The sequence below is a fragment of the Nocardioides sp. Z50_6 genome (assembly GCF_058215755.1).
Window position 1 is genome coordinate 97,098 of record NZ_JBZAJB010000007.1, and the last position, 13,758, is coordinate 110,855.

The following is a 13,758-nucleotide window of genomic DNA, read 5'->3' on the forward strand; positions in this document are numbered from 1 at the left end:
TCAGCCCTGGGAACCTGACCCCTGGCCTCCTCAGCCGTGCAGGCCCAGCAGCCACGGAGCCACGACGAGCGCGGTCGGCAGCACCAGGACCGCCCAGGAGGCGAGGACCAGGGAGGCGCCCTGCACCGGGCGGCGCCTGGGGTCCGCGAGCACCCGGACCCGCTCGACCAGGTCCGAGCCCGCCGCGCCCATGGAGCCGGCGGGGACCCGGCCGTGGGCCATCGACAGCAGAGCGGCGCCCAGGTCGTGGGGGCGGCCCACCTTGAGGGCCGCCCGGTCGGCGAGCAGCTCGACGAGCAGCTGCACCTCACGCAGCGCCGCGTCGCTGGAGACCCAGCGGGGGAACGCCCGGTGCAGGACGGTGAACGCCTCGAGGACGAGGTCGTGGCGAGCGGCCAGGTGCGCCCGCTCGTGAGCGAGGACGGTGGCCAGCTGGGCCGTCTCCAGGCTCTTCATGGCGGCGGCCGAGATGACCACGCGGGAGCGTGCCACCCCCGGCAGGCAGTAGGCGACCGGGACGTCGTGCTCGAGCACGTGCAGGTCCTCGTGGCGGCCCGCGACCAGGTCGACCTGCTCACGGTGGTCGCGGCGCAACGACCGCAGCGTGGTGCCGACCCGGTGACCGGAGAGGAGCAGTCGCGCGGTCACCACCAGGGTCACGCTCAACGCCACGACGGCGACACCGAGACGGACGGGCCCGGGCTCGTCCCGCAGGGTCTGCCCGGTGGCCAGCGAGAGGCCGGCGCCCAGGGCGGCCAGCACGGAGGCGAGGGCGACGGCCTGCCAGAGCACCATGGCTGCGAAGGGGGTCAGGTGCAGTCGGGAGGACCGGGCCATCAGGGCAGGGACGGGCCCCGCCAGGGCGACCGAAAGCAGCCCCAGCACCAGGGGCGTGAACTCCATGGAGGTCAGTCTCCCAGGGCGTCCAATGCCTTCCGCAACGCGGCCAGGTCTTCGGCGGAAGCATCCTCCACGAATGCCACCAGCGCGGGAGCCCGCTCACTGCTGCCGAGGTCGGCCAGGGTGTCGCGCATCAGGTCGGCGGTCATCTCCGCGCGGGTCGCGCGGGCCCGGTAGCGGTAGGCGCGCCCGTCCTTCTGCTGCACCACCAGCTCCTTGCGCGCCAGCCGGTCCATCACCGTCATCACGGTGGTGTAGGCGACGTCGCGGCCCTCGGAGATCCGGGCGTGCACCTCGCGCACCGTGGTGTCCTCCCCGGCATCGAGGTCCCACAGGACGTCCATGACGGCCCGCTCGAGGTCGCCGAGTCCGGTCTTGCCCCCTGTCGAGGCTCTCTTTGTCTTCCGCACCCCCCCAGCATACCTACGCACACAAGTAGTACTACTGTTTACGTACTACACGAGACGTACTACGCATGCAGTACTACGTGTCGTAGCATTCGTTCGCCGTCGCAATCCACGACGGCACCAGCTCCCACAGCCTGGAGGCAAGGTGGACGTCCTCGAGATCGCACGGTGGCAGTTCGGCATCATCACCGTGTATCACTTCCTCTTCGTACCGCTCACGATCGGCCTCACGGCGCTGATCGCCGGCTTGGAGACCGCCTGGGTGCGGACCCGCAAGGAGGAGTACCTGCGGCTGACGAAGTTCTTCGGGAAGCTCTTCCTGATCAACTTCGCCCTCGGCGTGGTGACCGGGATCGTGCAGGAGTTCCAGTTCGGGATGAACTGGTCGGACTACTCGCGGTTCGTCGGCGACGTCTTCGGGGCGCCCCTGGCCATCGAGGGCCTCCTCGCCTTCTTCCTGGAGTCGACCTTCCTGGGCCTGTGGATCTTCGGCTGGGACAAGCTGCCGCGCGCCCTGCACGCCGCGTGCATGTGGCTGGTCCACCTGGGCACCCTCGCCTCGGCCTACTTCATCCTGGCCGCCAACAGCTGGATGCAGAACCCGGTGGGCTACACCTACAACGCCGAGAACGGACGAGCCGAGCTCGTCGACTTCTGGGCCGTGATGTTCAACAAGGTCCAGCTCGTCACCTTCCCGCACGTGGTGCTGGCCGCCTACATGACCGCAGGTGCGTTCATGGCCGGCGTCGGCGCCTACCTCTACGTCAGCAGGCGTCACCGCGACGACCAGCCGCTCTACCGCAAGGCGATCCGGATCGGCGCGGTCACCGCCCTGGTGGCCGGTCTGGGCGTCACCGTCTCCGGCGACATCCAGGGCAAGATCATGACCGAGGTCCAGCCCATGAAGATGGCGGCGGCCGAGGCCCTCTACGACACCACCAGCAAGGCCCCCTTCTCGGTGCTCACCCTCGGCAGGCTCGACGGCTCGGACCCCAAGCACATCATCGAGGTCCCCGGGCTGCTCTCGTTCCTGGGCACCGGCACCTTCGACGGCGAGGTCCAGGGGATCAACCAGCTGCGCGAGCAGTACGCCGAGGAGTTCGGCCAGGACCCGGGCGCGGCGTACTACCACGCGGGTGACTACGTGCCGGTGATCCCGGTGACCTACTGGTCCTTCCGGTTCATGATGGGTCTGGGCTTCGCGGTGGCCGCGGGCGCGGCGGTCCTGCTGTGGGCGACCCGCCGGGGCCGCACCCCCACGGGCCGGTGGCTCGGGCTGCTCGGGCTCGCCCTGCCGATCGGTGCCGTCGCGGCCAACTCGTTCGGCTGGATCTTCACCGAGATGGGCCGCCAGCCGTGGGTCGTCTTCGGCCTGATGACCACTGAGTCCGGCGTCTCCCCCGGCGTCAGCGTCTTCGAGGCGGCGACCTCGCTGATCGTCCTGACCCTGCTCTACGCCCTGCTCGCCGTCGTCGAGCTCGGGCTGCTCGTGAAGTACACCAAGCGCGGCGCGGACCCCTTCTCCGAGCCCCCGGAGGTGCCCATCGGGGGCTCCGACGACGACCGTCCCATGGCATTCGCCTACTGAGGGAGAGACACAGCATGGAACTCACCACCGTCTGGTTCGCCCTCATCGCGATCCTGTGGATCGGCTACTTCACCCTCGAGGGCTTCGACTTCGGGGTCGGCATGCTCCTGCCGGTCCTGGCGCGCGACGAGCGCGAGCGCCGCGTCATGTACAACAGCATCGGGCCCGTGTGGGACGGCAACGAGGTCTGGGTCCTGGTGGCCGGCGGCGCCACGTTCGCCGCCTTCCCCGAGTGGTACGCGACGCTCTTCAGCGGGTTCTACCTCCCGCTGCTCCTCATCCTGGTCGCCCTGATCATCCGCAACCTGGCCTTCGAGTACCGCGGCAAGCGGGACGACGACCGGTGGCGCGCACGCTGGGACCTCGCCGCCATCGTCGGCTCCTGGCTGCCGGCCGTGCTCTGGGGCGTGGCGTTCGCCAACATCGTGGCGGGGGTGCCGATCGACGCCGAGAAGGAGTTCACCGGCACGCTCTTCACCCTGCTCAACCCGCTGGGCCTGCTCGGCGGGGCGGTCACCGCCGCCCTCTTCGCCACCCACGGCGCCCTCTTCATCGCCCTCAAGACCGACGGCGAGATCCGGCACCGTGCCCGGGACCTGGCCGAGCGTCTCGGCCTGCTCGCCGCGGGCCTGGCGGTCGTCTTCATGCTCTGGATCCAGCTGCGCACCGGCGACGCGTTCTCGGCGGTGGCCTTCGCCCTGGCCGCGCTCGCCCTGATCGGCGCGCTGGTGATGAACCGGGCCGCCCGCGAGGGATGGGCCTTCATCGGCACCTTCGTCACCATCGCCCTGGCGGTGGCCGGGCTCTTCCTGGCGCTCTTCCCCGACGTCATGCCCTCCACCACCGACGCGGCCTTCTCGCTCACCACCACCAACGCGGCCGCGACGAGCTACACGCTGACGGTGATGACCTGGGTGGCCGTCATCTTCACCCCGATCGTCCTGGGCTACCAGGCCTGGACCTACTGGGTGTTCCGCAAGCGGATCAGCACCGCCAGCATCCCCGAGGCCGCCTCCGTGGGTCGCTGACCGTGGCCAAGCCGCTCGACCCGGCCCTGCTGCCACACCTGCTGCCGGCCCGGCGCCACCTGGCGTCGGGCCTGGTGGCGGGGGTGCTCGGCGGCCTGCTCGCGGTCGCCCAGGCGTTCGCCGTCGGGTACCTCATCGTGCGGCTCGTCGACGACCCCGGCGGCGCCGGGTGGGCGGCCGGGCTCCGGGACCCCGCCCTGGCCGTGGCGCTGGTCGTCCTGGGCCGGGCACTGTGCTCCTACGTCGTCGACGTCAGCGGCGCCCGGGCCGCGGCGGCGGTCTCCACCACGCTGCGCCGCCGGCTGCTCGAGGCGGCGGCCCGGATGGAGCCGATCACCCTCTCGCGCCACCGCACCGGCGAGCTGGCCACCCTGGCCACCCGCGGGATGAGCGCGGTGGAGCCCTACCTCACCCGCTACCTCCCCTCGCTGGTCCTGGCCGCGGTGCTGCCGGCCGCCACCGTGGCCGCCATCTTCTGGCTCGACTGGATCTCCGGGCTCATCGTGCTGGCCACCCTGCCGCTGGTGCCGGCCTTCGCCATCCTGATCGGGCTCAACACCCAGGACCGCGCCGACCGGCAGTGGCGCCAGCTCGCCACCCTGTCGGGCCACTTCCTCGACGTCGTCCGTGGTCTCCCCACCCTGGTGGCCCACCGCCGGGCGGACGCGCAGGCCGAGTCGATCAGGGCCATCACCGGCCGCTACCGCCGCGCCACCATGGACACGCTGCGGATCGCCTTCGTCTCCTCCGCGGCGCTCGAGCTGATCGCCACGCTCTCGGTCGCCCTGGTCGCGGTCTGCGTGGGCCTGCGCCTGGCCGCCTCCGGGATCGACTTCCAGACCGCCCTGATCGTCCTGCTCCTCGCCCCCGAGGCCTACTGGCCGTGGCGTCGGGTCGGGGCGGAGTTCCACTCCGCCGCCGAGGGCACCGCCACCTTCGAGGCGGCCACCCGGCTGCTCGACCAGGCGCCCACCGAGGACGAGAGTGACGCGGCCCCCCTGACCGGCCCGGTCTCGCTCGCCGCCTCCGGCGTGAGCCTCACCTATCCCGGGCGCGCCCACCCGGCGCTCGCCCCGCACACCGTCCACTTCCCCGACACCGGGCTGGTCGCGATCGCCGGCCCGTCCGGGGCCGGCAAGTCCACCCTGCTGGCACTGCTGGCCGGCGAGCTCGAGACCTCCACCGGTGCGGTGCTGGTGCAGGGGGCTCCGCTGCGGCGGGACCGCCTCGCCGCGTGGCGCGCCACCGTCGCCACCGCGCCCCAGCGGCCGTGGCTGACCGCGGCCAGCATCGCCGAGAACCTGCGCGTGGGCCGTCCCGGGGCCGACGAGGCGTCGCTGTGGCGGGCCCTGGCCGCGCTCGACCTCGAGGACACGGTGCGTGCCCTCCCCCTCGGTCTCCAGACCCGCTTGGGCGACGACGGCGCCGGGCTCTCGGCCGGCCAGCGTGCCCGCCTGGGCCTGGCCCGGGTGGTGCTGGCCGACCGCAAGGTGGTGCTGCTCGACGAGCCCAGCGCCCACCTCGACGACCTCACCGAGGCGGTCCTGCTGCGCACCCTCCGCCAGCTCGCCCGCGACGCCCTGGTGGTGGTGGTGGCCCACCGGCCGGCCGTCCTGGAGGTCGCCGACCAGGTCGTCGAGCTGACCCCGCCCGAGACCCTCCCCCTCGAGGGCAGCCGGCAGCACGACGTCGAGCCGGGCCCGGACTCCGCCCCGAGCGGTGCCGGCCCCCTGCCCCTCCCCGCCGGTCCCGCGGGCCGGCTCCCCGAGACGGCCACGGCCCCCGACGCGCCCGGCCGGTTCGGGCTGCGCACCGGGACCGCGCTGGGCGCGCTCTCCGTGGCCTCCGGAGTGGCCCTGACGGCCACCGCCGCCTGGCTGATCACCCGGGCCGCGGAGCACCCGCCGGTCCTGATGCTGATGATGGCCATCGTGGCGGTCCGGACCTTCGGCATCGCCCGCCCCGTGCTGCGCTACGCCGAGCGTCTGGTCAGCCACGACGCCGCGCTGCGGCTGCTGGCCGAGCGCCGCGCCCAGGTCTACGACGCGCTCCTGCCCCTGGTGCCGGGACGCCTCGGCACCCGCCGCGGCGACCTGCTCACCCAGGTCGTCGACGACGTGGACGCCCTGGTCGACGAGCAGCTCCGGGTCCGTCAGCCCCGGCTGACCGCCCTGGCGGTGGGCGTGGGCGCCACGCTCCTGGCCGCGCTCGCCCACCCGGTGGCCGGTCTGGTCGTCGCCGGGACGTGCCTGCTGGCCGCGGCGGGCCACCTGGTCGCGCTGGTCGGGGTGCGGCGGGCCGAGCCCGCCTTCGTCCGGGCCCGCGCGGACCTCTCGGCCCGGGTGGAGTCGGTGCTCCACAGCCTGCGCCAGCTGGAGCTGTGGCAGGCGACCGGCCGCGCACTCGACGACCTCGACGCGGCCGGCGACGAGGTCGGTGCGGCGGCCGTGAGCTCGGTGCGGACCACCGCCGGGGCCCGCACCCTGGCCGGCGTCGCCTGCGGCGCCGGGGTGCTGGTGATGGCGTGGAGCCTGACCGGTCCGCTGTCCGCCGGCGAGCTCTCCGCCGCGATGACCGCCCTGCTGGTGATGCTGCCGCTGGCCCTCCAGGACGTCTTCCTCCCGCTGGCGGACGCGGGGGCCGTCGCGGTGCGCACCCGCGCCGCGGCCGAGCGCCTCGACCACCTGACCGCACAGCCCCCCGCCGTGCTGGTCGACCCGGACCCGCTGAAGGACGTGCTGAGCGCCCACCCGGCCGGCTCCCTGCACGAGGTCAGCGCCGGCTGGGGCGACCACCCGGTCCTCTCGGACCTCTCCCTCGACCTGCCCGCCGGCGCCCGCGTGGGCCTGGTCGGCCCCAGCGGGTCGGGCAAGTCCACCGTCGCCGCCCTGCTGATGCGCTTCCTCGACCCGCACCGGGGCGAGGTGCGCTGGGACGGCGTCGCCGCACGACGGCTCGACCCGGGGCAGCTGCGCGCCCGCGTGGGGCTCGTCGACGACGACCCCTACGTCTTCACCACCACCCTGGCCGAGAACGTGCGGCTCGCCCGCCCCGACGCGGACGACGAGGCGGTGCGACGGGCGCTGGCGGAGGCCCGCCTGGGCGACTGGGTCGACTCCCTGCCGCACGGCCTGGCCACCATGCTCGGCGAGGGGCACGCCCACGTCTCCGGCGGCGAGCGCGCCAGGCTGGCCCTGGCCCGGGCGGTGCTGGCCGACCAGCCGGTGCTGGTCCTGGACGAGCCCACCGCCCACCTGGACTCCGCGACCGCCCGCGCGGTCACCGAGTCGCTGCTGGACCGCACCGGGCGCTCGGTGCTGTGGATCACCCACGGCCGGATCGGGCTGGAGTCGATGGACGAGGTCGTCAGCCTGGGGGGACAGGCACGGCACCGGAGCGTGCGTCCGCGGGAGGGTGCAGCGGCAGTCGCAGGGTGAAGGTGCTCCCCTCGCCGAGCGCGGAGACGACCTCGATCCTGCCGTTGTGGAGCTCCGCGATGCGGCGTGAGATCGCCAGCCCCAGCCCGGTGCCGGGCACCGACAGCGCCTCGGGGTTGGAGGAGCGGTGGAAGGGCGAGAAGAGGTGCGCCTGGTCCTGCCGGGAGATCCCCAGCCCACGGTCGGTGACCGCCACCCGGGCGAACCGGCCGTCGCGGTCGACCCGGACGCTGACCCGTCCCCCGGGTCGGGAGTACTTCACGGCGTTGGTGCAGAGGTTCTCCAGCACCCGCCTCAGCTCCTCCGGGTCTCCCAGCACGGTGACGGGGTGCTCGGGCCGGTACAGCTCCCAGGAGAGGCCGCCACGCTCGATCTGCAGCCCGAGCGGCTCGACGACCGCCTCGACCACCTCGGTCAGGTCGACGACGCGACGGGCGGCCTCGCGCTGCTCCTGCACCCGGGAGTAGCTGAGCAGGTTGTCGATGAGCCCTTGCAGGCGCTGGGCGTTGCGGGTGATGGCCGACAGGGACCGGGCGGGGGCGCCGCCGTCCTCGAGGAGCTCGGTGTGGCCGATGATCGAGGTCAGCGGGGTCTTGAGCTCGTGGGAGATCGTGGCGATCAGCTCACCCTTGTAGCGGTCGAGCTCCTGGAGCTCGGCGACCAGCATCTGCTCGGTGCTGCGCAGCCTCGCGTTGAGCACCAGCTGCCCCAGGGCGCGCCCGACCTCCGCCAGCGCGTCGCGCTGGACGGTGGTGAGGCGCGGCTGGTCGGAGCCCTGCATCACCACCACGTAGCCGAGCAGGTCGGCGCCCACGTGCATCGGGGTGACGACCGCCCGGGTGGCCCGGACCAGGCTCAGCCTGTCCTGGAGCACCGCGAAGCTGTTCGGCAGCGACTCGCTCGCCCCGTCGTCGACGTGCACGTCGACCGTCACCTCGTCGCCGGACTCCAGCAGCTTGGCCATGTCGCCGCGCAGCCCGTGGACGGCCGCGGAGCGCGGGTTCGGGAGCGGGTGCCCGGCCGCGTGCTCCCCCACCCCGCCGGGGCTCTCGGGGAAGCAGCGCAGGAACGTCTGGGCCACGCCGAGGCCGTGCGTGATCGCCCTGGCCGCCTGCTGGATCACCATGTCCAGGTCGCCGAGGTTGCCGGCCAGGGCCACCTGCTTGAGCATCTCCCCCACCGCCACCCGCTCCGCCATCCGCCCGCGGTGCTGGGCGTTGGCGAGGGCGATACCGGCCTGGATCACGAACATCTCCAGCAGCTCGCGCTGCTCCCGGTCGGGGATCCGGCCACCGGGGGGCAGGTCGACCGCCATGATGCCGAGCATCTCGCCGGTCGCGGCGTAGAAGGGCGCGTAGAGGGCGTCCTCGGGGTGCCAGGCGTCGGGGGCGTCCACCGGCTCGTAGTCCGGGATCCACATCCCCTCCAGGGCCTCCTGGGAGACGCGGCCCCGAGGCACGTAGCGCAGGATCCCCCACTCGTCCCCGACCACGAACTCCTCGAGGATCAGCCGGACCGGACGGCGTCGGCCGATGATGAAGGGCCGCTGCTCCTCGGGCCCGGCGAAGGTGGTGGTGACCAGCTCGTCGCCGTCCAGGCGGGAGATGGCCGCGATGCCGAACCCCAGGCCCTCGGTCACTCCCCGGGCGATCTCGTCGAGCACCTGCGCGGTGTCGGCGGAGGAGTGGACGCGACGCATCAGGTCGTAGAGGCGCGCCATGCCCTGGGTGCGGCTGCCACCGTCGAGCACGTCGAAGCACCTCCTGGGCAGCGTCCCTCGCACGTCCCGCCGGGAGTCTAGGGGGACGAGCGCCCCCGGAGGGCGCATCGACGCACCCGGTGCGGCTCAGGCTTCCAGGACCACCGGGATGATCATCGGGCGCCGGCGGTGGGTCTTGCTCACCCAGCGACCCACAACGCGGCGCACGGTCTGCTGGAGCTGGTAGGAGTCGGTGACCCCGTCGGCCACCGCCCGGTCGAGCGCGTCGACGATCGCCGGCTTGACCTCGTCGAAGGTGGCCTCGTCCTCGGCGAACCCGCGGGCCTGGATCTCCGGCCCGCCGGAGACCTTCCCGGTGACGGAGTCGACGACCACGATGACCGAGATGAACCCCTCCTCGCCGAGGATGCGCCGGTCCTTGAGCGAGGTCTCGGTGACGTCGCCGACCGAGGTCCCGTCGACGAAGACGTAGCCGCACTCGACCTTGCCCGCGACGGCGACCTCGCCGTCGACCAGGTCCACCACGACCCCGTCCTCGACCACGACCACGTGCTCGGGGGGGACGCCCGTGGCCCGGGCCAGGGCCGCGTTGGCGTGCATGTGGCGGATCTCGCCGTGCACCGGCATCACGTTGCGAGGCTTGACGATGTTGTAGCAGTAGAGGAGCTCCCCGGCGCTGGCGTGACCGGAGACGTGGACGAGCGCGTTGCCCTTGTGCACCACGTGCGCGCCCCAGCGGGCCAGTCCGTTGATCACCCGGAAGACGGCGTTCTCGTTGCCGGGGATGAGCGAGCTGGCCAGGACCACCGTGTCGCCCTCCTCGATGTGCACGAAGCTGTGGTTGCGCTGGGCGATCCGGCTCAGCGCCGAGAGCGGCTCGCCCTGGGAGCCGGTGGAGATGAGCACCTGCCGCTCCGGTGGCAGCTCCGCGAGCTCCTTGGCGTCGACCAGCACCCCCGGCGGGACGGTGAGGTAGCCCAGGTCCTTGGCGATCTGCATGTTGCGCACCATCGACCGCCCCACGTAGGCGACCTTGCGGTCGTGCGCGACCGCCGCGTCGAGCGCCTGCTGGACGCGGTGCACGTGCGAGGCGAAGCAGGCCACGATGATCCGCTTGCTGCTCTGGTGGAAGACCCGGTCCAGGACGGGGCCGATCTCGCGCTCCTGGGTGGTGAACCCGGGCACCTCCGCGTTGGTGGAGTCGGTGAGGAAGAGGTCGACCCCCTCCTCCCCCAGCCGGGAGAAGGCCCGCAGGTCGGTGATCCGGCCGTCGAGCGGGAGCTGGTCCATCTTGAAGTCACCGGTGTGCAGGACCATGCCGGCGCCCGTGCGGATGGCCACGGCGAGCGCGTCGGGGATGGAGTGGTTGACCGCGACGAACTCGAGGTCGAAGGGGCCGAAGGAGATGCGGTCGCCCTCGCGGACCTGGTGGTGCACGGTCTCCTTGAGCCGGTGCTCGCGCAGCTTGGAGCCCAGCAGCGCCAGCGTCAGCTCGGAGCCGACGAGCGGGATGTCACCGCGCTCGCGCAGCAGGTAGGGCGTGGCGCCGATGTGGTCCTCGTGGCCGTGGGTGAGGACCAGGGCCTCCACCCGGTCGAGCCGGTCCCGGATGGGCTCGAAGTCGGGCAGGATCAGGTCGACGCCCGGGTGGTGCTCCTCGGGGAAGAGCACCCCGCAGTCGACGATCAGCAGGCGGTCGGCGTACTCGAAGACCGTCATGTTGCGCCCGACCTCGCCCAGGCCCCCCAGGGGGATGACCCGGAGCCCGCCCTCGGCGAGGGGGGCCGGAGCGGTGAGCTCAGGATGGGGGTGGGACATGAAGCTCCCCTCAGATCAGGCCGGCGGCGACGAGCCCGTCGCGCAGGGCGGCGTACTCGGCGTCGTCGAGCGGCACCAGCGGGCCGCGCACGTGACGGTTGTCCAGCACCCCCAGCAGCTGCAGCGCGGCCTTGGCCGTGGTGGCCCCGTAGTTGGGCACGCCCATGACCGCCTGGAACGCCGGGATGAGCCGGTTGAAGGTCTCCAGGGCAGCGGCGTGGTCGCCGGCCAGGAAGGTGTCGATCATCTCCGCCAGCTCGCGGCCGGCGGCGTGCCCGACCACCGAGACGAGCCCGCAGGCCCCGTGGGCCAGGAAGCCCAGGGTCGCCACGTCGTCGCCGGAGTAGACCGCGTAGCCCATCTGCACGAGCTGGCTGGCGCGCACCAGGTCGCCCATCGCGTCCTTGATCGCCACCACGGTGGGCCAGCTGATCGCCTCGGCCAGGACCTCGGTCGCGATGCCGATGCCGACCCGCCCCGGCACGTCGTAGAGCATCACCGGAAGGTCGCTGGCCTCGGCGACGGTGCGGAAGTGGTGGAGCACCCCCGCCGGCGACGGCTTGTTGTAGTAAGGGGTGACGACCAGGACGCCGTCGACGCCGATCTTGGCCGCGTTGCGGGTCAGCTCGACCGAGTGGGCGGTGGCGTTGGTGCCGACCCCGGCGATCACGGTGGCGCGGTCGCCGACCGCGTCCTTGACCGCCCGCAGGATGTCGGCGTCCTCCTCGACCGTGGTGGTCGGCGACTCGCCCGTGGTGCCGGAGACGACCACTCCGTCGCTGCCGTTCTCCACCAGGTGGGTGGCGATCCGGGCGGTCGCCTCCAGGTCGACCTGGCCGTCGGCCTGGAACGCGGTCGCCATCGCGGTGAGCATGCGGCCGAAGGGTGCGGCGGGGGCGGTCGTCATGACGGAAAGGCTACTGCCCCGCCGCCGACGGCCGTGCGAAGGATCCCGCCGGGCTCAGACGTGCGGGGCCACCTGCTCGGCCACCAGCCCGAGGTGGTCGAGGTCGGCGAGGTCGAGCACCTGCAGGTAGAGACGCTGCGCGCCGAGCTCCGCGTACTGCCCGATCTTGGCCACCACCTCCTCGGGCGTGCCGGCCAGGCCGTTCTCCCGCAGCTCCGCGGGCTCGCGGCCGATGGCCGCGGCGCGCCGCTCCACCTCGGCCTCGTCGGCGCCGACGCAGAGCACCAGCGCGTTGGACCACGTCAGGGTGGCGGGATCGCGCTCGATCGCCTCGCAGGCCGCGCGGACCCGGGCGAACTGCTCCTGGGTCTGCTCCAGGCCCACGAAGGGGAGGTTGAACTCGTCGGCGTAGCGGGCGGCCAGGGCGGGGGTACGCCGCTTGCCGAGGCCGCCGATCAGGATCGGCGGGCCGGGCTGCTGCGTCGGCTTGGGCAGCGCCGGGCTGTCGGTCAGCGTGTAGTGGGCACCCTCGTGGGTGAACCTCTCCCCCTCCGGGGTGCGCCAGAGCCCGGTGACGATCGCCAGCTGCTCCTCGTAGCGGTCGAACCGCTCGCGGGTGTCGGGGAAGGGGATGCCGTAGGCGGTGTGCTCGGCCTCGAACCAGCCGGCCCCCAGGCCGAGCTCGACCCGACCGCCGCTCATCTGGTCGACACCGGCGACCTGGATCGCCAGCACGCCCGGGTGGCGGAAGGTGGCCGAGGTCATCAGGGTGCCGAGCCGGATGGTGCTGGTGTCGCGGGCCAGGCCGGCCAGGGTCGTCCACGCGTCGGTGGGACCGGGCAGCCCCTCGGTGCCCATGCCGAGGTAGTGGTCGGAGCGGAAGAACGCTCCGTAGCCGAGGCGCTCGGCCTCGAGCGCCACCGCGAGCAGGTCGTCGTAGGTCGCCCCCTGCTGGGGCTCGGTGAAGATGCGAAGCTCCATGCCACCACCATCTCAGACGGCGGAGGGGCCCTCGCTGTCGCCTCCGGCCCGGAGCGCGGGGATGACGTGCTGCTCGAGCATCGGGGCGAGGTCGTCGTAGTCGCCGTCGAGGCGGGTCCAGCGCAGCTCGGCGATCTCGCCGCCGACCACCGGCTCCCCGGGCAGGGCGGCGCGGAAGACGGAGGAGTGCAGGGTGTGCCCCGGCTCGTTGGCCGCCTCCGAGACGAACTCGCCCAGCAGTCGCAGGTCGCTGATCGCCAGGCCCACCTCCTCCGCGGTCTCGCGGACGGCACACTGCTCCGCGCTCTCGCCGGGCTCCGGCTTGCCGCCGACCAGCATGAACCGGGACGTGCCTGCCTTGCGCACCGTCAGCACGGCGCCGTCGCGCACGAACGCGACCGCCGAGACGACGATCGTGCTCATCGCCGCTCCCACCACACCCAGTCGAGGTCGTCGCGGGACACCCGGCGGACCTCCCGCCAGGCGGAGAGGTCGATCTCGGGGAAGAACGCGTCGCCCGCCGGCTCGTCGTGCACCTCGGTGAGCACCAGGTGCGTGGCCAGCGGGATGGTCTGCGCGTAGAGCTCGCCGCCGCCGGCGACCACCGTGTCGCCGGGCAGGCCGCGGGCGACCTCGAGGGCCTGCTCGACGCTGTGCGCCACGTGCACCGCGTCGCGCTGCTCCTCCGGCAGCTCGCCCGGAGTCCAGGCGGGGTCGCGGGTGAGCACCACGGTGGTCCGTCCGGGCAGCGGCCGGCCGATGGAGTCCCAGGTCGCCCGGCCCATCACCAGGGTGTGCCCAAGGGTCTCGGCCTTGAAGTGCCGGAAGTCGTCGGGGAGGTGCCAGGGGATGCGGCCGCGGTCCCCGATCACCCGGTTGCGGCCGTACGCGGCCACCACCACCACGCGCCCACTCGGCTCGACCCGCTGCTCGACCCGCTGCTCGACCCGCTGCTCAGCCACGGCCGCGACC

11 protein-coding genes are annotated in these 13,758 nt (G+C 73.1%); 3 read left to right on the top strand and 8 right to left on the bottom strand.

The window, feature by feature from the left end; translation table 11 throughout:
• Nucleotides 1-30: 30 nt before the first annotated feature.
• A complete protein-coding gene (locus tag AC4BGE_RS16090; protein WP_490571596.1) occupies nucleotides 31-903 on the bottom strand; it encodes a M56 family metallopeptidase in 873 nt (290 codons plus the stop codon).
• A 5-nt stretch (nucleotides 904-908) separates the two neighbouring features.
• On the bottom strand, nucleotides 909-1,310 hold the full coding sequence (locus tag AC4BGE_RS16095; RefSeq protein WP_490575919.1) for a BlaI/MecI/CopY family transcriptional regulator: 402 nt from the start codon (nucleotides 1,308-1,310) through the stop codon (nucleotides 909-911).
• A 142-nt stretch (nucleotides 1,311-1,452) separates the two neighbouring features.
• On the opposite strand from AC4BGE_RS16095, the gene AC4BGE_RS16100 reads away from it, so the two are divergent.
• Genes AC4BGE_RS16100 through cydD form a run of 3 tightly spaced genes read left to right on the top strand, consistent with a single transcriptional unit; the run spans nucleotide 1,453 to nucleotide 7,360 of the window.
• Complete coding sequence (locus AC4BGE_RS16100; RefSeq protein WP_490571598.1) at nucleotides 1,453-2,895, top strand: cytochrome ubiquinol oxidase subunit I; 1,443 nt, start codon at nucleotides 1,453-1,455, stop codon at nucleotides 2,893-2,895.
• 14 nt (nucleotides 2,896-2,909) lie between these two features.
• Nucleotides 2,910-3,923 (top strand): cytochrome d ubiquinol oxidase subunit II, encoded by a 1,014-nt coding sequence (gene cydB / locus AC4BGE_RS16105; protein WP_490571599.1) that lies wholly within the window; start codon nucleotides 2,910-2,912, stop codon nucleotides 3,921-3,923.
• Nucleotides 3,924-3,925: 2 nt separating this feature from the next.
• Nucleotides 3,926-7,360 (top strand): thiol reductant ABC exporter subunit CydD, encoded by a 3,435-nt coding sequence (gene cydD / locus AC4BGE_RS16110; protein ID WP_490575920.1) that lies wholly within the window; start codon nucleotides 3,926-3,928, stop codon nucleotides 7,358-7,360.
• On the opposite strand, the gene AC4BGE_RS16115 is transcribed toward cydD, so the two are convergent.
• The 6 genes from AC4BGE_RS16115 to AC4BGE_RS16140 all read right to left on the bottom strand — a co-directional run bounded on the left by AC4BGE_RS16115 (nucleotide 7,290) and on the right by AC4BGE_RS16140 (nucleotide 13,748).
• Nucleotides 7,290-9,143 (bottom strand): ATP-binding protein, encoded by a 1,854-nt coding sequence (locus tag AC4BGE_RS16115; protein WP_490575921.1) that lies wholly within the window; start codon nucleotides 9,141-9,143, stop codon nucleotides 7,290-7,292. The genes cydD and AC4BGE_RS16115 overlap by 71 nt on opposite strands.
• Nucleotides 9,144-9,206: 63 nt before the next feature.
• Nucleotides 9,207-10,898, bottom strand: coding sequence for a ribonuclease J (locus AC4BGE_RS16120; RefSeq protein ID WP_490575922.1), 1,692 nt, complete (start codon nucleotides 10,896-10,898; stop codon nucleotides 9,207-9,209).
• 10 nt (nucleotides 10,899-10,908) lie between these two features.
• Nucleotides 10,909-11,805, bottom strand: coding sequence for a 4-hydroxy-tetrahydrodipicolinate synthase (gene dapA / locus AC4BGE_RS16125; RefSeq protein WP_490575923.1), 897 nt, complete (start codon nucleotides 11,803-11,805; stop codon nucleotides 10,909-10,911).
• A 54-nt stretch (nucleotides 11,806-11,859) separates the two neighbouring features.
• Complete coding sequence (locus tag AC4BGE_RS16130; RefSeq protein WP_490571604.1) at nucleotides 11,860-12,786, bottom strand: LLM class F420-dependent oxidoreductase; 927 nt, start codon at nucleotides 12,784-12,786, stop codon at nucleotides 11,860-11,862.
• Between the two features lie 12 nt (nucleotides 12,787-12,798).
• Nucleotides 12,799-13,209 carry an NUDIX hydrolase gene (locus AC4BGE_RS16135; protein WP_490575924.1) on the bottom strand — a complete coding sequence of 137 codons (411 nt, stop codon included), beginning with the start codon at nucleotides 13,207-13,209 and terminating at the stop codon, nucleotides 12,799-12,801.
• Nucleotides 13,206-13,748, bottom strand: a complete 543-nt coding sequence (locus AC4BGE_RS16140) for a dihydrofolate reductase (protein WP_490575925.1) — start codon at nucleotides 13,746-13,748, stop codon at nucleotides 13,206-13,208. Before AC4BGE_RS16140 ends, AC4BGE_RS16135 begins: the two co-directional genes overlap by 4 nt.
• Between the last annotated feature and the right edge of the window lie 10 nt (nucleotides 13,749-13,758).

Bases quoted from the DNA above. Each gene is read 5' to 3' on its own strand.
- dapA (WP_490575923.1), bottom strand. From the start codon at position 11,805: ATGACGACCGCCCCCGCCGCACCCTTCGGCCGCATGCTCACCGCGATG.
- AC4BGE_RS16135 (WP_490575924.1), bottom strand. From the start codon at position 13,209: ATGAGCACGATCGTCGTCTCGGCGGTCGCGTTCGTGCGCGACGGCGCC.
- AC4BGE_RS16090 (WP_490571596.1), bottom strand. From the start codon at position 903: ATGGAGTTCACGCCCCTGGTGCTGGGGCTGCTTTCGGTCGCCCTGGCG.
- cydB (WP_490571599.1), top strand. From the start codon at position 2,910: ATGGAACTCACCACCGTCTGGTTCGCCCTCATCGCGATCCTGTGGATC.
- AC4BGE_RS16120 (WP_490575922.1), bottom strand. From the start codon at position 10,898: ATGTCCCACCCCCATCCTGAGCTCACCGCTCCGGCCCCCCTCGCCGAG.
- AC4BGE_RS16130 (WP_490571604.1), bottom strand. From the start codon at position 12,786: ATGGAGCTTCGCATCTTCACCGAGCCCCAGCAGGGGGCGACCTACGAC.